Origin of the sequence: Shewanella sp. c952 (assembly GCF_019654975.1) — a bacterium.
Lineage (GTDB): Bacteria > Pseudomonadota > Gammaproteobacteria > Enterobacterales > Shewanellaceae > Shewanella.
The window spans coordinates 79,915-98,395 of sequence record NZ_BPEW01000003.1; the positions used below are offsets into that span (position 1 = coordinate 79,915).

The window sequence follows — 18,481 nt, forward strand, 5'->3', positions numbered from 1 at the left end:
TAACTCGTGCTTATGAACGACTACGGCTCGGCTTATTAGGCGTTGCAGTGGCTTTATGCTTACGCACTGCACGGCGTATTTTAGCGCCACGTACTTTGGCACGGGCAACACTGTGTTTATCTGTGCCTAAAATACTGCGAGTTTCTTCATCCATGCCGGCGGTTTTACGCAAGTAGTTAACGTCTTCCATCGGTAGTTCAATCCAACCACCACGCGGCAAAGATTTAGGTAACTCAATCATGCCATAGCGAATACGGATAAGTCGGCTAACTTGCACCTCTTGAGATTCCCAAAGACGACGCACTTCGCGGTTACGGCCTTCAGCTAAGCTGACATGCCACCACTTGTTCATCCCTTCACCACCCGCGGCTTTGACTTTATCAAAGCTAGCAGGGCCATCTTCTAAGGTAACGCCCATACGTAAACGCTGGATACAAGCATCATTCACTTCACCAAAGGTACGCACCGCGTATTCACGCTCAACTTCATTTGAAGGGTGCATTAAGCGGTTCGCTAGTTCACCATCAGAGGTGAATAACAACAGACCAGAGGTGTTTATATCCAAACGCCCTACCGCAACCCAACGAGAATCTCGGGTTTTAGGTAAGCGATCAAATACTGTAGGTCGACCCTCTGGGTCTTTACGGCTACAGATTTCACCTTCTGGTTTATGGTAAGCAATAACACGGCAGATCACATCTTCTTCAGACTTTATCGAAATGGCGCGTCCATCGATACGCACTTTGACACCTGATTCAACGCGATCGCCAAGACTTGCGATTTCACCGTCAACACTAATTCGACCTGCAGCAATCCATGCCTCCATCTCACGACGGGAGCCATGGCCTGCTCGGGCCAAGACTTTCTGCAATTTTTCACTCATTAGTAGACTCTTCTATTTTTTCTGGTGCACTTTTCACTGTCGAAAAAAGTGCATCCAATGATTCAGGATCTGACAACGACGGAAGTTCCGTGATGCTGTCCAACCCGAAGTATGACAAAAACTCTGTGGTCGTTGCATAAAGTGCGGGTCTCCCCGGTACCTCCTTATGCCCCACGACTTTAATCCAGTTTCTATCGTTTAAACTCTTAATAATTTGACTGCTGATAGCGACGCCTCGAACAAACTCTATGTCACCTCGAGTAACAGGTTGTCGATAGGCTATCACCGCCAGTGTTTCAATGGTTGCGCGCGAGTACTTAGGTGCTTTTTCTTGCCATAACGGCTGTAAATACTGGCTCAGTTCAGAGATAGTCTGAAAACGATAACCGCCAGCCACTTTAATCAGTTGCACCCCGCGCCCTTCATAATCTTGCTGCAACTCTTCAATCGAAGCCTTAATTTTTGCTCTAGACACAGTAAAGTCTGCGAGTACTGTCTCCTTAAGTGCCTTAATCGTCATTGGCTTTGCCAACACGAAAAGGCTCGCTTCAATTAATTGCTTTAGCTGCTCTGGATTAATCTGTGACAACGAAATAGATCCTTAGTACGCTCTAACATGTATAGTCGAAAAAGGTTCAGCTTGTACCAGTTCCACCAACAATTCTTTTACCAGCTCCATTAACGCTAAGAAGCTCACCACCACGCCGCTACGTCCCTCTTCAAAGTCAAATAATGCTTCAAAAGGTAAGTAAGTTTGCGCGTTTAACTTGGCCAAAATTTGTGTCATTCGCTCTCGAGTCGAAAGCACTTCTCGAACAACATGATGACTTTCAGTCGCTTCAATACGTTTAAGGACTGAAGAAAAAGCACGTGCAACTTCGGTGAGTGATACCTCAGGTGGTAATAATTCAGGCTTTATGTTGGCTGCTGGAACCGCTTTTGCTTGAAATATGTCCCGCTCCATTCTCGGCAGAACATCTAACTTTTCCTGCGCATCTTTAATCACTTCATACGCTTTTAACTGACGGATTAATTGCGCACGAGGATCTTCTTCATCCTCGTGCTCAACATCAGGTTTTGGCAGTAATAACCGCGACTTAATCTCAGCTAAGGTTGCTGCCATGACCAAATAATCAGCCGCTAATTCAACTTTGGCACCTTGAAGTAAATTGACGTACTCTAAATATTGTTGCGTTATCGCAAATATAGGTAGATCAACCACATCAAGCTTTTGTTTACGAATGAGATAAAGCAGCAGATCCAGCGGTCCTTCAAAGGACTCAAGAAAAACTTCCAACGCTTCGGGGGGGATAAATAGATCCTTCGGCATCACCTTTACAGGCTCACCTTGCACCATGGCTAAAGGCAATTCTTGTACAATTCCCTCCATCCTTCTACCCACTCTATTTCGCAAACGCGCGATTATACCCGTAAACAACTATTGTTTAAAGTGATTATCGTTAAGCGATATTCCTAAAGAAAAGGGCTCACATCCCCAGCGCCTTCTCGTATCACCTCAATGTCACCTTCTGACATATCGATTACCGTGGTAGGTTTCTCACCTAAGTAACCGCCGTGGATAATCAAATCGACCTGATGCTCCAAAACATCGCGAATATGCTCAGGATCAGACTCGGTGAACTCTTCACCCGGCAAGATCAAACTGGTCGACATAAGTGGTGCATCAAGGGCTTCTAACAGCGCTAGAGCAATCACGTTATCAGGTACACGAATACCAATGGTTTTCTTCTTCGGGTTTTGCAAACGCTTAGGCACCTCTTTAGAGGCTTTAAAGATAAACGTGTACGGCCCAGGCGTGTTGTGCTTTAAGACTCGATAAGCTTGATTATCAACTCGAGCATAAGTCGCAAGTTCAGATTGATCGCGACACATCAACGAAAAGTTATGGTCGTTATCTATCTGCCTGATCCGTGCAATTCTGCTCATTGCATCTTTGTCGCCCAATAAACAGCCTAAGGCATAACCCGAGTCTGTTGGATAAACAATAACGCCACCCTGTTGAATAACATGTACCGCTTGGCTAATTAGGCGTACTTGAGGGTTTTCCTCATGCACATAAAAAAACTGACTCATTGTGCTTCCTTCCATTTATCTGACTGCCAAACCCAGTTAACGCCTTGGGGTTGGAACATATTCTTACCAAGCTCAATCCAGCTTCCTGGAAAATGAAAATCACTTCCTAGTGAGCACATCAAATTATTTACTACGGTTAGTGCTATCAGATTATTTCTATCGTCAATGGTCTGTTGACCTAACACGACTTCGATAGCATCACCATTTGCTGCTTTAAACTCTCGCACTAAACGCTTAAGCCATTTAGCCGATAACTTGTAACCGCTTGGATGAGCCAAAACAGCAACGCCACCCGCTTGATGGATAATATCAATCGCGCTGGCCATATCGCCCCAATTATTAGGCGCATATCCTGTTTTTCCGCGTGCTAAATACTTCTTAAACACATTGGCGGTGGTGGTGGCATAACCCTTTTCTGCCAACCAACGAGCATAATGGCCACGGCTAATCGCGGCATCGCCAGCATAGAATTTAGCGCCTTCGTAGGCCCCCTCTATACCCGCTTTAGCAAGACGTTCACCAATTTCAAATGCTCGGGTCGCTCTTAATTCACGTTGGTGTAAAAGAAAGTCGACCATTCTTTGGTTTTCAATATCGATATTAAGTGCAACGATATGAATGTCGAAGCTGTTCCAGTGGGTTGAAATTTCAACCCCATTAATCAGCTCCAATGGCGTTTTATGGTTATTGTTGTATTGGTGTGCTTCAGCCAAACCATCGGTTGTATCATGGTCGGTAATAGCAAAAACTTGCACACCTTTGCTGATGGCACGTTCGATCAATTCTGAAGGGGTTAGTTGGCCATCTGATGCGGTGGTATGGCTATGCAGATCAACCAGTTTTACTTCATTAATATTTTCATCTTTCATCCCCTTATAATACTTGAGTTTAACCTTGAAAGGGGATTTAAATAGCCATTTTGTAATCAGCTTGGTTAATAATGCCAACAAAGCTGCGTTAGATGTTATCAACAGCAGTGATACTCTCGACTTATAAAGCGCTACAACACAGGAATCTGTATGCTTCTTATATTTCTTTTTTAGCTATCACTTTTGTCGATAGCGACACATTTTGCTGCGTTTTGTGAAAAAAACATGATGAATTCACATAAATTTTACGCTAACCAGCCGTGATATCGGTCAGAACTGCTTTTTTCATTATCTTTTCTCAAAAAGAGCAATATTCAATTGACAGCCTTTGTCTGCAAATGTTTTTATATAGCCACGACAACAAACTAGATTGAATTTTAAATGACACAGTTTACAACTTTCCAAAACATTAATTGGTGGTGGCACTTCCCAAATTAGCGGGTGGTGTGAAATTCTGTGCTCAATCAGTTTGAGACAAGATTAAACAAAAAAGCCCGCACAATTGCGGGCTTTTTTGTATCTAAACAACAGCGGTAACGTTTTATACAAAACCCACAAGCAGCAGGCTCTTGATTTTTAAGTATTAAAAAGAGATATAACAATGAATAACCCATTATTCCCTACGGCAGGAGCTTAGCATGGCAGTAAAAGATATCGCGAAAGTCATGACTAATAAGCAGTCACTCGCTTACCATGACGACCCGCTGCGCTTGTATCAGCATGTGACCAATGACGCGCCACATACTATGTTGCTGGAGTCTGCAGAGATAGAAAGCAAAGACCATCTAAAAAGTATTATTTTGACCCACGCAGCGATGATGATCCGCTGTGATGGTTATCTGTTAACTTTTACTGCTTTTACCGATAACGGCCAAACGCTACTTGCACCTATCCAAACCTTTTTCGCCGAGCACTTTAGCGCAGTAGGATTTGAGCAAGCCTCAACGACTACATTAACGGTTAAGCTTTGCAAAGACAGTACACAGCTAGATGAAGATGCACGCTTAAAAGCCACCTCGCCGCTCGATGGTCTGCGTATGCTGGTGCAGCACATTCGTTGCAACGATACCCCGGCTTTTGAAGACCTGTTTTTAGGTGGGGTATTATCTTACGATCTTATCGATACTGTTGAGCCACTGCCTTCAGTACCTGAAGGTGACAATAGCTGCCCAGATTACCTGTTCTATCTCGCCGAAACGCTAATATTAGTTGATCATCAGCAACAAAGTGCCGACATCATTACCCATCAGTTTGCAGCGGCCAATACTGCAATAGCAAACACGCTTGCTGCGCGCATGGATGAGTTACAACAAAGCTGCACCACCCTCACCGCTATTCCAGAGCTCAAAACTGTTGATGCCGATACTCAAGTTAATATCTCCGATAGCGAGTTTAAGCAAACGGTTAATGATTTAAAGCAGCACATTGTTGCAGGCGATATCTTCCAAGTGGTGCCATCACGTAGCTTCAGTTTGCCCTGCCCCAATACACTCGGTGCATATCGTGCGCTTAGGTTGACCAATCCAAGCCCTTACATGTTTTACTTTAGAGGTGAAGGATTTACCCTTTTTGGCGCTTCACCTGAAAGCGCACTTAAATATGAAGCGAGCACCAATCAAGTTGAGATCTACCCTATTGCAGGCACTCGTAAGCGTGGTAAGACAGCAAACGGTGACATAGACTTTGATTTGGATAGTCGCAACGAGCTCGAGCTTCGTTTAGATAAAAAGGAGCTGTCCGAGCACATCATGTTAGTTGATTTAGCTCGAAATGATGTCGCCCGTATCAGCCAAAGTGGTACTCGCAAAGTCCCTGAACTATTAAAGGTCGATAGATACTCCCACGTCATGCATCTTGTTAGCCGTGTTACCGGTCAGCTTAGAACCGACTTAGATGCACTGCATGCTTATCAAGCTTGCATGAACATGGGCACATTAACCGGTGCGCCTAAAGTGAGTGCTGCGCAGCTTATTCGAGGCGCCGAAAAAACTCGCCGCGGCAGCTACGGCGGCGCAGTTGGCTACCTCAACGGTTTAGGCGATATGGATACCTGTATTGTGATCCGCTCAGCCTTTGTCAGAAACGGCACCGCCTTTATCCAAGCCGGTGCAGGTGTGGTGTTTGACTCCGATCCGCAAGCCGAGGCCGATGAAACCAGACAAAAAGCCCAAGCCGTCATTTCAGCCATTAAGATGGGAGGTGGATTATGAAAATCTATCTATTAGATAACTTTGACTCGTTCACCTATAACCTAGTCGATCAGTTTCGCAGCCTAGGCTATCAAGTTATCATCTATCGTAACGATGTTGATGCAGACTTTATAGCAGATAAGCTACTTAGTGAAACAGTGCCTGCGGCATTAGTGTTATCACCAGGTCCTGGCGCGCCCCATGAAGCGGGATCGCTAATGGACTTAATCAGCAAAGTGGCAGGTAAAGTTCCCATGCTAGGGATCTGTTTAGGCCATCAAGCATTAGTTGAACATTATGGTGGTAAAGTGGAGCGTGCCCAACAAGTTGTGCATGGCAAAGCCAGCCCGACAGTGCATAACGGACAAGATATTTTCGCGGATCTGCCCTCGCCTTTGCCAGTTGCGCGCTATCACAGCTTAGTGGCAACCCACGTTCCAGCATGTTTAGAGGTGATAGCGACGACTGAAGATATGCCAATGGCGATCATACATCGCCAAGATAAAGCGGTCGGGTTTCAGTTTCACCCAGAATCAATTCTCACCACCCTAGGCAGCCAGTTATTAGTGCAGTCATTGCAATACTTGGCACAATCACTCGCGCAGCAAGACGTAAAAGGACAAACATCATGAGCCAACTAATCGACAATGCCCAATTGCTAGAGTCACTTTACCGTGGTGAGAGTTTAAGTCGTCAAGATGCTAAAACGCTTTTTAGTACTATCATTCAAGGCGAAATGAATGAAGTCACCATGGCAGGAATGTTGGTTGCGATGAAAATGCGCGGTGAGACTATCGATGAAATATCAGGTGCTGCAGATGCACTTAGAGCCGCAGCAAAACCGTTTCCAGCTCCAAGTGAAACAACGGTTGCCCAAGGGATAGTTGATATTGTAGGCACCGGCGGCGACGGCCATAACACCATTAACATATCAACCACTGCCGCCTTTGTAGCCGCCGCGGCAGGCGCTAAAGTGGCTAAACATGGTAACCGCAGTGTGTCGAGTAAGTCAGGCTCATCGGATCTACTCGCGCAGTTTGGTATCGATTTAACCATGGCGCCAGAAACCGCCCGTGATTGTCTTGATGACTTAGGCTTATGCTTTTTATTTGCACCGCACTACCATGGCGGCGTGGCTCACGCAGTACCAGTGCGCCAAGCACTTAAAACGCGCACTTTATTTAATGTGCTTGGGCCGTTGATTAACCCATCTCACCCAGACTTTATGCTATTGGGTGTATACAGCCCAGAGCTTGTTGCGCCTATCGCACAAGTCGTTAAAGCACTCGGCATAAAACGCGCCATGGTGGTTCATGGCAGCGGTCTTGATGAAGTTGCTCTGCATGGTGATACCTTAGTACACGAGCTAAAAGATGGCGAAATTAGTGAGTACCGCATCACCCCAGCAGATTTAGGCGTAGCAGAAGCGAAGTTGAGTGATTTAGAGGGCGGCGCGCCAGAGGACAATGCCGAATTTACACGCGCTATACTGCAAGGTAAAGGCTGCCCAGCGCACATGAATGCCGTTGCGATTAACGCCGGTTGCGCCCTTTATGTTGCTGGTGTTTGTGATTCAGTAAAAGCCGGCACAACATTAGCGCTGGCAACCATTGAAAGTGGTAAAGCCTACCGATTGCTAACAGCGCTCGCCGATGCTAGCCAAGCAGCAAAAGGAGTTTAGCGTGAGCCAACTAACGAACATAAACAACGATAGCGATGTAAGAGACACCCCCATGGCCAGTGACACCCAAGCAAAAGAGAGCAATGTGCTCACTAAAATTATTGATACTAAAGCTGCCCATATGGCTGCATTAAAGCTGCGTTTTCCAGAAGCAAGTTTATCACCGAAGCAGTCAGACAGAAGTTTGTATGATGCACTAAAAGCACCCAATGCGGGCTTTATCTTAGAGTGTAAAAAAGCCAGTCCATCAAAAGGGTTAATCAGAGGCGTATTTGATGTTGATGCCATTGCCGATGTATACAACCATTACGCTGCAGGGATCTCAGTGCTCACCGATGAGCAGTTTTTCCAAGGTGATATGGACTATATTCCAAGAGTACGTGCCCGAGTTAAGCAGCCTATTTTGTGTAAAGACTTCTTTGTCGACACATACCAAATAAAACTCGCTGCGCACCAAGGTGCCGACGCCATTTTGCTCATGCTTTCAGTACTTGACGATAACCAGTACCAAACACTCGCGGCAGAAGCGGCAAAATATCAGTTAGATATTTTAACCGAGGTCAGCAACGACGCTGAACTGACCCGCGCCATTGCGCTAAATGCTGCCATCATCGGCATTAATAACCGTAACCTGCGCGACTTGTCGACCGATCTCTCCACCACCGAAGCGCTAGCGCCGCATATTCCTGCAGACCGCGTGGTGATCAGTGAATCGGGGATCTATAACCAAGCACAAGTGCGTCGGTTAGCATCATTAGTTGACGGCTTTTTAGTGGGCAGTTCATTAATGGCTGAAGATGACTTAGATTTAGCCTGCAGAACATTAACCTTAGGCCACAATAAAGTGTGCGGATTAACTCGTATCGAAGACTTAATCGAAGTGGCACAGAAAGGCGCGGTATACGGCGGACTCATTTTTGCACAAAAGTCGCCACGAGCAGTGACTAAGGCACGAGCACTTGAATTGGTTACAGCATTAAATGCCACGACTTATAAACTCAATTTAGTGGGTGTTTTTGTTAACGAAAATAGTGATGAAATTGCCGCTATTGCAAAACAATTAGGTCTATATGCGGTGCAACTGCACGGCACAGAAACCTCGCTTGAAATTGACGCGCTAAAACAGGCACTGGTAAAACAAAACAGCCAATGCCAAGTTTGGAAAGCTGTGGCTATTGATAGTTGCAATAACAATGTCGAGCTGAACGTACCTAGTAACGCCGACCGTATCTTGTTCGACAGTAAAAGCGATGGTCAATTTGGCGGTACAGGCCAAGCCTTTGATTGGCAACAGTCACTCCCTAATCGCAGCGACGCGCTGCTCGCTGGCGGCTTAAGTGCAGATAATGCAGAACAAGCAGCTAGCCAAGGGTTCTACGGGCTCGACTTTAACAGCGGCCTCGAGCAAAGCCCTGGTATTAAAGATCATCAACTGATCAGCCAAACTTTTGCCAAGTTACGTCAATACTAGATATCGCACTATTTGCAGTGCGAGTGACTGTACCAATAAATCGAATCCCACGCGATGCTAACGTTATTAGCATCGCGTTAGAAATGAAAGATAAAGGACCATATTATGAGTAAGTTAAACCCCTACTTTGGGGAATACGGCGGCATGTACGTACCACAAATTTTAATGCCTGCACTAAAACAGCTAGAAACAGCCTTTATCGAAGCGCAAGAAGATGAAGCGTTTCAAAAAGAGTTTACCGATCTGCTTAAAAACTACGCAGGTCGTCCAACAGCGCTCACGCTTACCCGTAATCTGAGCCCTAACCCACTGGCTAAGATCTACCTAAAACGTGAAGACTTGCTCCACGGTGGCGCCCACAAAACTAACCAAGTTTTGGGGCAAGCCTTGCTCGCAAAACGCATGGGTAAGAAAGAGATCATCGCCGAAACAGGCGCAGGCCAACATGGTGTTGCCACCGCGCTTGCTTGTGCACTACTCGACTTAAAATGCAAAGTGTATATGGGCGCAAAAGATGTTGAGCGCCAGTCACCTAACGTATTTAGAATGAAGCTAATGGGCGCAGAAGTTATTCCAGTTACTTCAGGTTCTGCCACCCTAAAAGATGCCTGTAACGAAGCAATGCGTGACTGGTCTGCCAGTTACGACAAAGCACACTACCTGTTAGGCACAGCAGCGGGGCCACACCCATTCCCAACTATTGTGCGTGAATTTCAGCGCATGATTGGCGCAGAAACTAAAAAACAGATCCTCGAACGTGAAGGTCGACTGCCCGACGCCGTTATCGCCTGTGTCGGCGGAGGCTCAAATGCTATCGGTATGTTCGCCGACTTCATCGATGACGAGGAAGTGGCATTAATTGGGGTTGAACCTGCAGGTAAAGGTATTGATACCCCGATGCATGGCGCGCCGTTAAAGCATGGTAAAACCGGCATATTCTTTGGTATGAAAGCGCCATTGATGCAAGACAGCGAAGGCCAGATTGAAGAGTCTTACTCTGTATCTGCAGGTCTAGACTTCCCATCTGTTGGACCGCAGCATGCGCACCTTGCCGCAACTGGCCGTGCAACTTACGAGTCAGCAACTGATGACGAAGCGTTAGAGACATTCCAATTGTTAGCTCGCTGCGAAGGGATTATCCCCGCGCTAGAATCAGCGCACGCACTTGCCTATGCCGTCAAGCTTGCCAAAGCGGCCACCAAAGAGACCTTATTAGTGGTCAACTTATCAGGTCGTGGCGACAAAGATATTTTCACCGTGGCTGATATTTTAGAAAAGCAACAAGCAGACAGCTCAACAACTGAGGAGAGTGGCAATGAGTAATCGTTACCAGGCAGCCTTTGCCGCACTAGATAAGAAAAACCAAGGTGCATTTGTCCCTTTTGTCACTTTAGGCGATCCCTCTCCTGAGTTGTCTTTAAAGATAATTGACACGCTCGTCGAAAATGGCGCTGATGCGCTAGAGCTTGGCTTCCCATTTTCCGATCCGCTCGCTGATGGTCCGGTGATCCAAGGTGCCAACCTGCGCTCACTTGCCGCAGGGACTACGCCGTCACAATGCTTTGAAATGCTAAGCGCTGTGCGCGCTAAATACCCAGATTTACCAATAGGTTTGCTGCTATACGCCAACCTGGTTTACGCCAATGGAGTTGACGTCTTTTATGCCAAAGCACAAGCCGCGGGCGTTGATTCCGTGCTTATCGCCGATGTGCCAGTTGAAGAAGCAGCGCCTTTTATCAAATCAGCAAAAGCGCATAACGTCGCGCCGATATTTATCGCACCACCCAATGCTGACAGCGAAACACTACAACTTGTGAGCGACAAAGGTGAAGGTTATACCTATCTGTTATCGCGCGCAGGTGTGACCGGTACAGAATCAAAAGCCGGCATGCCAATCACTGATATTCTAAACCGCCTAAAAGAGTTTAGCGGCGCACCGCCGCTACTGGGCTTTGGTATTGCAGAGCCTGCACAAGTGAAAGCCGCCATTGATGCAGGAGCAGCTGGCGCGATTTCAGGCTCAGCGGTCGTTAAAATCATTGATGCCAACAAAGACAATGAAGCGCAGCTACTAGCCGCACTTGCAGAGTTCACCCGCAATATGAAGGCCGCGACGGCAAGGTAAAGGCAAACGCCTAGCTCCTCACGACACCAAAAGCACGGCAGAACGATAACTGCCGTGCTTTTTAATGTTTAATTTCCAAAATTTTTCAAGAGTCGAACGGACTCACTACACCACTGGTATGAGTACCAATAACATGAGTATAAATTTGTGTTGTTTTAATATCTGTATGCCCCATTAGCTCTTGTATCGTCCGAAGATCATAGCCCTTTCTCAATAATGCTGTTGCAAAAGAATGCCTAAACGTATGCGCCGTTACGCGCTTATCAATGGCTGCTTTCTTCGTCGCGAGACGTAACGCTTTTGAAAATGCCGTAGGGTGAATATGATGCCGACAAATATATCCATCGCTAGGGTGAATACACCGTCTTGTTGCAGGGGAAAAAAATTGCCAATGGAATTTTCTAGCACTTGCTCCATACTTTTTAATTAGAGAAATTGGCAACGAGGCCATACCAAACCCAGCTTTATAATCCTTATTGTGTATTTTCCTTACCTTCTCAATTTGCAATTCTAGTGGCGATATAATTTCATTTGGCAGAATACAAACCCTATCTTTTTTGCCCTTACCTTGATGTATAAAAATAGACTTATTGTTTATTACTCGTATCCGCAGTGCTTCCTTTAGCCTTAGTCCTGCTCCAAACAAGATCGCAGCAACGAGAAAATGATCCCCCGACATCTGACCAATAATTTGTTTAGCTTCCTCTGTAGAAAGGACTTGAGGTATCCGTTTTGGGGCTTTTGCATAGGGGAAATCTAACCCGGACGTATCCATCTTCAGTACATAACGACACTCAAAAACAATGGCACATAATGCTTGTTCTTGTGTGCTTGCCGAAACATTGCATTGCTCAGCGATATAACATAAGAACTGACCAATTTTTGAGGCTGAAATCTCTGAACCATGGCTGATCTGACAGTAATTAATAAAATATCGATTCCAATACAGATATGACTTCTCAGTTTGATAGCTGTAATGACGAACTCTTATTTCAGTTCTAATAGCACTAATGTAACCGGATTCTTTCATAGTCACCTCAAAAGAACACTGTATATATATACAGCTATAATTGAAAGTGACCCAAAACACCAATTATCACGCAAATAAAGATGCCAAAAACAGTGCTGCTAGGCATAGATAATTATTTAACATTTAAAAATATCTATAAAAATCATACGCATGGAATATGTAAAAAAGTGATACACGGACCCATTGAACAACCTAGGCTCTCTTTCTCCGCTGCTAGCCAAGCAGTTATAGTGGTCTAAATGTAGAAAATATCTATTTACAGCAATACCTTAGCAGTGATAACTTGTTCAAAAATTAACTAGTTGCCGAGAACGTTATCGAGCGACTAATGAATAAACTGTTATGTGCAAATTATAATTCAGTTTATTACACTGCCAGCAATTAGTTGTAGTTAGTCTGATTAATTCACTTCCAAGAGAGAACTATGGATAAATATAGAAAATTCATTTTTTGTAGCACCTTAGATTTAAAAACGCCTTTTTATTTATCTAGGGTATTTTTTTTATTAACGCTAATAGTTGCTACATTTGCATACTATTGTAATGACTGTATACCAGGGCTTAATTTAATTGAGTTTGTCGGTTCTATTATGACTGAACATGAAGCTGGTATATCGATGGCTATTTTATCGGTTGTTGCATTATTTTGTGGGGTAATTAAATTATATTGTTTCAAGGCAGACAATAAATCAATTGATCTTAAGGTAATTAACCCTGTAACAAATTTTTTATTGTCGTTGGTATTCGTTGAGATCGGAATAACGTTAGGTACTACTATTGCTACGTTTATAGCTCTTCCAACTGAAACAATAACATTAAATATCTTTTGGGGAATGCTCTTTTATTTGTCGATTAAAAATGTTTTATTAGCTTCAACTCTCGTTGCTGGACTTATTTTATTAAATTGTAAGGCTAAAGAAAAATACAAAAAACGACATTCCATTTTTATACTTGTACTTCTCTCCTCTATTCATTTATGTGTATTCAATTATTGGCACTTAATAGAAGTTTTATAGCAAGTTTGCACATAACAAGTCGTTTAAAAGGACAAAAAACAGTTGGCTTTTGCTCCTTCGTCGCTTATTTTAGCCAACAATTATTTGCCTCTTAACGAGGCGTTAAATGCAAAGGTGAATCATGGATGCATTTACAATCTATCTGATTTTAGGCGCAGTTCACGCAATCTTTGCTTTCTATGTTGCGGCGTTAGTAATTGAATGCCCATTTAGGCAAGCAGGTGCTAAGTTTCTATTATTTTGTATTACGGTTTTTATTCCTTTTTTCGGACCAGCATTCGCCAAATATAAAATTAGCTTCATCTCTGTTAAAAATGGTTCAGGAACCGTCAACGTAGGTTATGCCACTTATCCACCAGATTCAAACAGTGGTAGTTCAAATGATAGTTCAGGTGATTCTGGTGGTGGCAGTGAGTGATTTGCATATAACAAGTCATTCAAAAAGACAAAAACAGTTGGCTTTTGCTCCTTCGTCGCTAATTTTAGCCAACAATTTTTTGCCTCTTAATGAGGCGTTAGGTGCACAGGAGGTGTATTTGAAATATCTAGCTTTGGTGTTTTTCTTAGCTCTTTCTGGTTGTAGTGTTGTTGTTCACGATAAAACGAATGATCCGATGGCCAGTAACTTTGTAGGTTCCTTTTTCAAAACAGCCAAAGATGGTTTTTTGTACGAAGCAAGATGTGCTGACATTTCTGCAACTGTTCAATCAACTGAGTGGTGCATAGGGATCCAAGCGTTTAATTCTGGTAATCAATACGCTTCAACACCAGAAAATTATGAGGCGTACCAATCATCGCAAAAACTCTGGAATGAAAAGCTATTTACAAAGTTAGCTTTCGAAAAGCAACGCTCAATAATTTCGCCTTTACCTAAAGGAACAATTTTAAAAATTACCAAATTAGTTCAATATCCTTGGGGAACAAATGGCTATTATTGGGCTATTAGGGCTACAATAACAAAACCTGAAGGTAATCAAATAGAAGTAGAGTTACCAACTAATCGGGTTTTGAGTTTTCCTACTTGGTTGCAAGGTTTTGGTGTTCGAGAACTTCCAATATTTAAAACAGAATATTTAATAAATTGCACAGATAAAAAGTGCACCTAACAAGTCATTTCAGCAGGACAAAAAACAGCTGGTTTTTGCTCGTGCCTCGCTAATTTTAACCAGCTATTTTATTGCCTCTGAATGAGGCGTTATGTGTAAATATGAATCGAACTAGTCTGCCTGAATCTTTAGGCATCGAAAAATATGAAGTTGTACGAGATGAAGATGCAATCAGGATCGCTCATACTTGGCTTGCTGCGTTTTGCCCAAGCAGAACTTCTTTTAAAGGAATTTTGCGTTTTAAAACTTATATGTGGGACATAATGGAGTGTGATCTTCAAAGTGAAGAAGCAAATCTAGAGTATTGTAAACATGAAGCCCCTAAATATGTAATCATGGAAGACTGTTTCGGGCAAGATGAAAAGATCGTCTATGTAGTTACTCAGAAGCCAATAGGTAACGAACATCTACAGGACTTCCATATCTTTCCAAAGAACTTAGCTTGGACTATGGCTTTTACTCACGAAGATGGTTGGATTGGACCAAAGTTTTCCAAGCATAAAAGTTATGAGAAACTAAATAAAAAGAACCAAAAGGCTATAGAGACTATGCGGAGAAATTACGTATAACAAGTCACTCAAAAAGACAAATAATAGTTGGCTTTTTGCTCCTGCCCCGCCTATTTTGGCCGACTGATACTTGTCCATTGTTTGGGCGTTATGTTTACTTTTCATCATTGGAGTTCAATTGATAAACTTGGTTAAAAAATCATTACTAATATCTTGTAGTATCTTGCTTTGTGGCTGCATCACAACGAACCAATCTATTGAAAGAAAAAATTATTTTCCTTGGGAGAATGAAACTGGTTATACCCAGGTTGTGAAAAATAATAACACTTTGTATATCTCTGGTATTACGAGCGAAAAAGTCAGCTTTGAAAACCAAGTAGATGATATATACACTAACATCAAGAAGATATTGTCTGATTATAATGTTGGAACTGATGCTATCGTAAAAGAAGTTATCTTCACTACTGACATTGAAAAGTTAAAATCGTCAATCCCAATACGTAAGGCTCATTTTGACGGTAAATATCCGTCTGCCAGTTGGGTTGAAGTAAAAAGGTTATGGAGTGAGTCACACTTTTTAGAAGTCGAGATTGTTGTCGTGTTACCGTAAACATAACAAGCTAATAAATAACCACAAAAAAAGCCCCGTTAAAACGGAGCTTTCTCTTTTTGAATATTGGAAAGAATTAGCCAATTAAATCCAGAGCTTCAAGTCTTTCTTTCGCTAGAATATATCTTGCGCGAACATCATCAATTTGCTGTTGAGTTAATGTCTTACCAAAGGTACGAAGACCTCCAGTAGCATCATTATGGTGAATGCCAAAAGCAAACTTAAGGTATTCCATAAGCAACGGCTGTGCATCAAGATATGATATGGAATTCATAGCCTGAGAAATTTTGTTTGCCTCAGCCCATTCGCCATTATTAACATACTCCTGCATAGTGACACTCGCTTTTGGGAATATACAGCCTACGCCTGTAATTCCACCGCATGCTCCAGCAAGTCCGGCATGTACAGTTACAGTGTCAACACCTGCTAAGATTTTTAACTCTTTGTTCTCTAACATCAGTGTTTCAATAGTTGAAACATCTGTAGTCGAAATTTTGAGAGCTGTTACTTCAGCTAGAGCAGAAAGTCTTCTAAGAATATCTGTTGAAAGTGCGTGATATCCGGCGGCGTCAGGGTTGTTATAAGGCATAATGGTTACGCCTGCCTCTTTTGCTGCTATGGCAGAAAGCTCATAGTACGCATACATCTCTTCGTCAGAAGGAACGTTCTTGGTTTTTGGTGGCATCACCATTACGGTATCCACTCCAACCGTCGCTAGTTCTCTAACGATTTCAGCAAGCTCTTCTTTAGTTTCTGCCGCTGCTCCACTGATCAACGGGACATTGTATTCTTTAGCAACTTCAGAAAGAGCTTTAAGTGCAGAAAGACGCTGCTCTGAGCTTAGGTAGCTATTCTCACCTAGAGTACCAGAACCGACAAGTCCACCCATTCGGCTTCCGCCTTTTCCTTGAACTTTTAAAATATCTGCAGCGTATTTTTTTGTTGCATCAAAGTCAATTTCAAGGGCACCGGATTCTGACTCTTTAAGCCACGTAAACACGGCCGGCATAACCGTGTATCGCCAATCTGAACTATTCGTTTCCATCATATTACCTTTTACTTAAAAAATATTTTGCATACATTATACGTGGCGTATTGTACCAGTTAAATAACTTTGGGAAAAGCGGGAGATTTATTGGGTTGCGCCGCCAAAGACTAAAGTTACCGCTCTAAGCGTATAACACGGCAAACTTCAGTTGTTCTCTGAACTCAGAGACCTACACATTAGCCTCCGATTATTAATCAACAAAGTGATTTCAGCTGTAAATTCACATTTAACTGCTATGCTTTATTTCGATGGAACAGAGCGCGACTTTAAGCTGTAAGCTAAACATACAGGAGTTAATTTTATGCTAAACATTGAGATTGATGTAGCAAACGCCATTGCCACGCTTTCCCCTGACTCAAGCCTCTCTGAAGCTGACTTTAAAAGGGCAACTGAAGTCATTGACCCCTTCATTGAGCAACATGGCAAACTGAACGGGCTGATCATCTCTGTAGAGAGTTTTCCAGGATGGGACTCGTTTGGCGGCCTTTTATCCCACTTAACTTTTGTAAAAAATCACCATAAAGAGATCAAAAATATCGCCTTAGTGACAGACTCTTCACTTAGCTCGATTGCTGAAGATATCGCGAGTCATTTTATATCCGCGAAGGTAAAAGCTTTTAAGTACAGTGAGCTTGATTTAGCCAAAACCTGGATCGTTTCAAATAACGATGAGTAGCGCAGTGCTGTAGTGTTTTATGCCGAACTAAAATTAGACGAGCCTGTTTTCATTGAGTGCCTAAAAAAGCAATCGATGACGACAAATCAGTGAATCACAAATGGGGCGACCTCTGCCCCGGTTTTCAGTCAACTCAACGACATTTCATAACAAATAATGACCGAGACATGCGCAGCTTAGCGGTAATCTTGTAACCCTAATGTTGCCTAACTGAACAGCAGTTTACCGAAGCACTCAAGTTAGGCTGTTGCGCTTTTTCCTAGTTAGCTTGCATGCTACACTCAGCCTCACTTTTATGAATTTATAATTGATATTACCCTATGAAACAGTTGCTCGACTTTTTGCCTTTGGTTATCTTTTTTGCCGTCTACAAATTTTTCGACATTTACATCGCTAGCGGTGCCTTAATTGCCGCCACCGCGTTACAACTTATTATTAGCTACATGCTGTATAAAAAGTTAGAAAAGATGCACCTCATTACCTTTGCCATGGTCACTGTATTTGGTTCATTGACCCTTATTTTGCATGATGATTCCTTTATCAAGTGGAAAGTCACTATCGTTTACGCCTTGTTTGCTATTGCATTAGCTGTCAGTCAATTTATGAACAAGCCAATTTTAAAAAGCATGCTTGGCAAAGAACTGGTTGTAGAGGACAGAATTTGGGCGCATGTCACTTGGTATTGGGTACTGTTTTTTGTCGTCTGTGGCCTAGTTAATATCTATGTAGCCTTTAGCCTGTCGCAAGAGACTTGGGTTAACTTTAAAGTATTTGGCCTAACCGCCCTAACCCTCATCAATACCGTGCTTACTGTATTTTATCTATTTAAAAACATGTCTGAAGAAGATAAGAAGGAACTCAAATAATGTGGTACATGATTTCGTCACAAGATATTGAAAATAGCTTAGAAAAACGTCTATCTGTTCGTGCAGATCACCTTGCTCGTCTACAGTTATTAGCCGATGAAGGCAAGTTGTTGATTGCAGGCCCACACCCAGCGATTGATAGCGAGAACCCAGGCGAAGCAGGCTTTACTGGCTCTTTGGTAGTTGCTGATTTCCCATCTCTTGAAGATGCGCAGCGCTGGGCTGATGCCGACCCTTATATTGCCGCAGGCGTGTACCAAAGTGTTATCGTTAAACCATACAAGTTAGTGTTGCCGTAACTAAAAGGAC

At 43.2% G+C, this 18,481-nt stretch carries 21 protein-coding genes and 1 other annotated feature; of the genes, 14 read left to right on the forward strand and 7 right to left on the reverse strand.

From position 1 onward, the window contains the following. Positions 1-10 precede the first annotated feature (10 nt). The 5 genes from rluB to K5R16_RS03425 all read right to left on the reverse strand — a co-directional run bounded on the left by rluB (position 11) and on the right by K5R16_RS03425 (position 3,846). A complete protein-coding gene (rluB, locus tag K5R16_RS03405) occupies positions 11-883 on the reverse strand; it encodes a 23S rRNA pseudouridine(2605) synthase RluB (protein WP_220736148.1) in 873 nt (290 codons plus the stop codon). After that, positions 876-1,472 (reverse strand): SMC-Scp complex subunit ScpB, encoded by a 597-nt coding sequence (scpB, locus tag K5R16_RS03410; protein WP_220736149.1) that lies wholly within the window; start codon positions 1,470-1,472, stop codon positions 876-878. Before scpB ends, rluB begins: the two co-directional genes overlap by 8 nt. A gap of 12 nt (positions 1,473-1,484) precedes the next feature. After that, positions 1,485-2,273, reverse strand: coding sequence for a ScpA family protein (locus K5R16_RS03415; RefSeq protein ID WP_220736150.1), 789 nt, complete (start codon positions 2,271-2,273; stop codon positions 1,485-1,487). Positions 2,274-2,356: 83 nt separating this feature from the next. Beyond that, positions 2,357-2,977 (reverse strand): L-threonylcarbamoyladenylate synthase, encoded by a 621-nt coding sequence (locus tag K5R16_RS03420; RefSeq protein WP_220736151.1) that lies wholly within the window; start codon positions 2,975-2,977, stop codon positions 2,357-2,359. Then, positions 2,974-3,846, reverse strand: a complete 873-nt coding sequence (locus K5R16_RS03425; protein WP_220736152.1) for a PHP domain-containing protein — start codon at positions 3,844-3,846, stop codon at positions 2,974-2,976. Before K5R16_RS03425 ends, K5R16_RS03420 begins: the two co-directional genes overlap by 4 nt. Positions 3,847-4,254: 408 nt before the next feature. Beyond that, positions 4,255-4,364 (forward strand) — a sequence feature (Trp leader region). 120 nt (positions 4,365-4,484) lie between these two features. Between K5R16_RS03425 and K5R16_RS03430 the strand changes: the two genes are divergently transcribed. From K5R16_RS03430 to trpA, 6 genes are all read left to right on the forward strand, one after another. After that, the gene (locus K5R16_RS03430) at positions 4,485-6,056 is read left to right on the forward strand and encodes an anthranilate synthase component 1 (RefSeq protein WP_220736153.1); all 1,572 of its coding nucleotides are present in this window, start codon (positions 4,485-4,487) and stop codon (positions 6,054-6,056) included. Next, positions 6,053-6,667: an aminodeoxychorismate/anthranilate synthase component II gene (locus K5R16_RS03435; protein WP_220736154.1), complete on the forward strand. Its 615-nt coding sequence runs from the start codon at positions 6,053-6,055 to the stop codon at positions 6,665-6,667. The genes K5R16_RS03430 and K5R16_RS03435 overlap by 4 nt, the downstream gene beginning before the upstream one ends. Further along, a complete protein-coding gene (gene trpD, locus K5R16_RS03440) occupies positions 6,664-7,716 on the forward strand; it encodes an anthranilate phosphoribosyltransferase (protein ID WP_220736155.1) in 1,053 nt (350 codons plus the stop codon). The genes K5R16_RS03435 and trpD overlap by 4 nt, the downstream gene beginning before the upstream one ends. Positions 7,717-7,768: 52 nt before the next feature. After that, the gene (trpCF, locus tag K5R16_RS03445) at positions 7,769-9,187 is read left to right on the forward strand and encodes a bifunctional indole-3-glycerol-phosphate synthase TrpC/phosphoribosylanthranilate isomerase TrpF (RefSeq protein ID WP_220736327.1); all 1,419 of its coding nucleotides are present in this window, start codon (positions 7,769-7,771) and stop codon (positions 9,185-9,187) included. Positions 9,188-9,292: 105 nt separating this feature from the next. After that, positions 9,293-10,510: a tryptophan synthase subunit beta gene (gene trpB, locus K5R16_RS03450; protein ID WP_220736156.1), complete on the forward strand. Its 1,218-nt coding sequence runs from the start codon at positions 9,293-9,295 to the stop codon at positions 10,508-10,510. Continuing rightward, on the forward strand, positions 10,503-11,312 hold the full coding sequence (gene trpA / locus K5R16_RS03455; RefSeq protein ID WP_220736157.1) for a tryptophan synthase subunit alpha: 810 nt from the start codon (positions 10,503-10,505) through the stop codon (positions 11,310-11,312). Before trpB ends, trpA begins: the two co-directional genes overlap by 8 nt. Positions 11,313-11,397: 85 nt before the next feature. On the opposite strand, the gene K5R16_RS03460 is transcribed toward trpA, so the two are convergent. Beyond that, the gene (locus K5R16_RS03460; RefSeq protein WP_220736158.1) at positions 11,398-12,342 is read right to left on the reverse strand and encodes an integron integrase; all 945 of its coding nucleotides are present in this window, start codon (positions 12,340-12,342) and stop codon (positions 11,398-11,400) included. 424 nt (positions 12,343-12,766) lie between these two features. On the opposite strand from K5R16_RS03460, the gene K5R16_RS03465 reads away from it, so the two are divergent. The 5 genes from K5R16_RS03465 to K5R16_RS03485 all read left to right on the forward strand — a co-directional run bounded on the left by K5R16_RS03465 (position 12,767) and on the right by K5R16_RS03485 (position 15,582). Then, complete coding sequence (locus tag K5R16_RS03465; RefSeq protein WP_220736159.1) at positions 12,767-13,357, forward strand: hypothetical protein; 591 nt, start codon at positions 12,767-12,769, stop codon at positions 13,355-13,357. Positions 13,358-13,478: 121 nt separating this feature from the next. Further along, a complete protein-coding gene (locus tag K5R16_RS03470; RefSeq protein ID WP_220736160.1) occupies positions 13,479-13,775 on the forward strand; it encodes a hypothetical protein in 297 nt (98 codons plus the stop codon). Then, positions 13,738-14,463, forward strand: a complete 726-nt coding sequence (locus tag K5R16_RS03475) for a hypothetical protein (protein ID WP_220736161.1) — start codon at positions 13,738-13,740, stop codon at positions 14,461-14,463. The genes K5R16_RS03470 and K5R16_RS03475 overlap by 38 nt, the downstream gene beginning before the upstream one ends. Positions 14,464-14,564: 101 nt before the next feature. Beyond that, positions 14,565-15,032: a hypothetical protein gene (locus K5R16_RS03480; RefSeq protein ID WP_220736162.1), complete on the forward strand. Its 468-nt coding sequence runs from the start codon at positions 14,565-14,567 to the stop codon at positions 15,030-15,032. 163 nt (positions 15,033-15,195) lie between these two features. Further along, a complete protein-coding gene (locus K5R16_RS03485) occupies positions 15,196-15,582 on the forward strand; it encodes a RidA family protein (protein ID WP_259649763.1) in 387 nt (128 codons plus the stop codon). A gap of 76 nt (positions 15,583-15,658) precedes the next feature. On the opposite strand, the gene K5R16_RS03490 is transcribed toward K5R16_RS03485, so the two are convergent. Beyond that, a complete protein-coding gene (locus K5R16_RS03490) occupies positions 15,659-16,627 on the reverse strand; it encodes a dihydrodipicolinate synthase family protein (protein ID WP_220736164.1) in 969 nt (322 codons plus the stop codon). Positions 16,628-16,931: 304 nt separating this feature from the next. On the opposite strand from K5R16_RS03490, the gene K5R16_RS03495 reads away from it, so the two are divergent. The 3 genes from K5R16_RS03495 to K5R16_RS03505 all read left to right on the forward strand — a co-directional run bounded on the left by K5R16_RS03495 (position 16,932) and on the right by K5R16_RS03505 (position 18,471). Then, entirely contained in the window at positions 16,932-17,306 is a 375-nt protein-coding gene (locus tag K5R16_RS03495; RefSeq protein ID WP_220736165.1) for an STAS/SEC14 domain-containing protein, read from the forward strand. 320 nt (positions 17,307-17,626) lie between these two features. Beyond that, positions 17,627-18,172: a septation protein A gene (locus tag K5R16_RS03500; protein ID WP_220736166.1), complete on the forward strand. Its 546-nt coding sequence runs from the start codon at positions 17,627-17,629 to the stop codon at positions 18,170-18,172. Further along, positions 18,172-18,471 (forward strand): YciI family protein, encoded by a 300-nt coding sequence (locus tag K5R16_RS03505; RefSeq protein WP_220736167.1) that lies wholly within the window; start codon positions 18,172-18,174, stop codon positions 18,469-18,471. The genes K5R16_RS03500 and K5R16_RS03505 overlap by 1 nt, the downstream gene beginning before the upstream one ends. Positions 18,472-18,481: the final 10 nt, after the last annotated feature.

Bases quoted from the DNA above. Each gene is read 5' to 3' on its own strand.
- K5R16_RS03470 (WP_220736160.1), top strand. From the start codon at position 13,479: ATGGATGCATTTACAATCTATCTGATTTTAGGCGCAGTTCACGCAATC.
- K5R16_RS03465 (WP_220736159.1), top strand. From the start codon at position 12,767: ATGGATAAATATAGAAAATTCATTTTTTGTAGCACCTTAGATTTAAAA.
- rluB (WP_220736148.1), bottom strand. From the start codon at position 883: ATGAGTGAAAAATTGCAGAAAGTCTTGGCCCGAGCAGGCCATGGCTCC.
- K5R16_RS03425 (WP_220736152.1), bottom strand. From the start codon at position 3,846: ATGAAAGATGAAAATATTAATGAAGTAAAACTGGTTGATCTGCATAGC.
- K5R16_RS03505 (WP_220736167.1), top strand. From the start codon at position 18,172: ATGTGGTACATGATTTCGTCACAAGATATTGAAAATAGCTTAGAAAAA.
- K5R16_RS03495 (WP_220736165.1), top strand. From the start codon at position 16,932: ATGCTAAACATTGAGATTGATGTAGCAAACGCCATTGCCACGCTTTCC.
- trpB (WP_220736156.1), top strand. From the start codon at position 9,293: ATGAGTAAGTTAAACCCCTACTTTGGGGAATACGGCGGCATGTACGTA.
- K5R16_RS03490 (WP_220736164.1), bottom strand. From the start codon at position 16,627: ATGGAAACGAATAGTTCAGATTGGCGATACACGGTTATGCCGGCCGTG.
- K5R16_RS03415 (WP_220736150.1), bottom strand. From the start codon at position 2,273: ATGGAGGGAATTGTACAAGAATTGCCTTTAGCCATGGTGCAAGGTGAG.
- K5R16_RS03460 (WP_220736158.1), bottom strand. From the start codon at position 12,342: ATGAAAGAATCCGGTTACATTAGTGCTATTAGAACTGAAATAAGAGTT.
- K5R16_RS03435 (WP_220736154.1), top strand. From the start codon at position 6,053: ATGAAAATCTATCTATTAGATAACTTTGACTCGTTCACCTATAACCTA.
- K5R16_RS03480 (WP_220736162.1), top strand. From the start codon at position 14,565: ATGAATCGAACTAGTCTGCCTGAATCTTTAGGCATCGAAAAATATGAA.
- trpD (WP_220736155.1), top strand. From the start codon at position 6,664: ATGAGCCAACTAATCGACAATGCCCAATTGCTAGAGTCACTTTACCGT.
- K5R16_RS03500 (WP_220736166.1), top strand. From the start codon at position 17,627: ATGAAACAGTTGCTCGACTTTTTGCCTTTGGTTATCTTTTTTGCCGTC.
- trpCF (WP_220736327.1), top strand. From the start codon at position 7,769: ATGGCCAGTGACACCCAAGCAAAAGAGAGCAATGTGCTCACTAAAATT.
- trpA (WP_220736157.1), top strand. From the start codon at position 10,503: ATGAGTAATCGTTACCAGGCAGCCTTTGCCGCACTAGATAAGAAAAAC.
- K5R16_RS03430 (WP_220736153.1), top strand. From the start codon at position 4,485: ATGGCAGTAAAAGATATCGCGAAAGTCATGACTAATAAGCAGTCACTC.
- K5R16_RS03475 (WP_220736161.1), top strand. From the start codon at position 13,738: ATGATAGTTCAGGTGATTCTGGTGGTGGCAGTGAGTGATTTGCATATA.
- K5R16_RS03420 (WP_220736151.1), bottom strand. From the start codon at position 2,977: ATGAGTCAGTTTTTTTATGTGCATGAGGAAAACCCTCAAGTACGCCTA.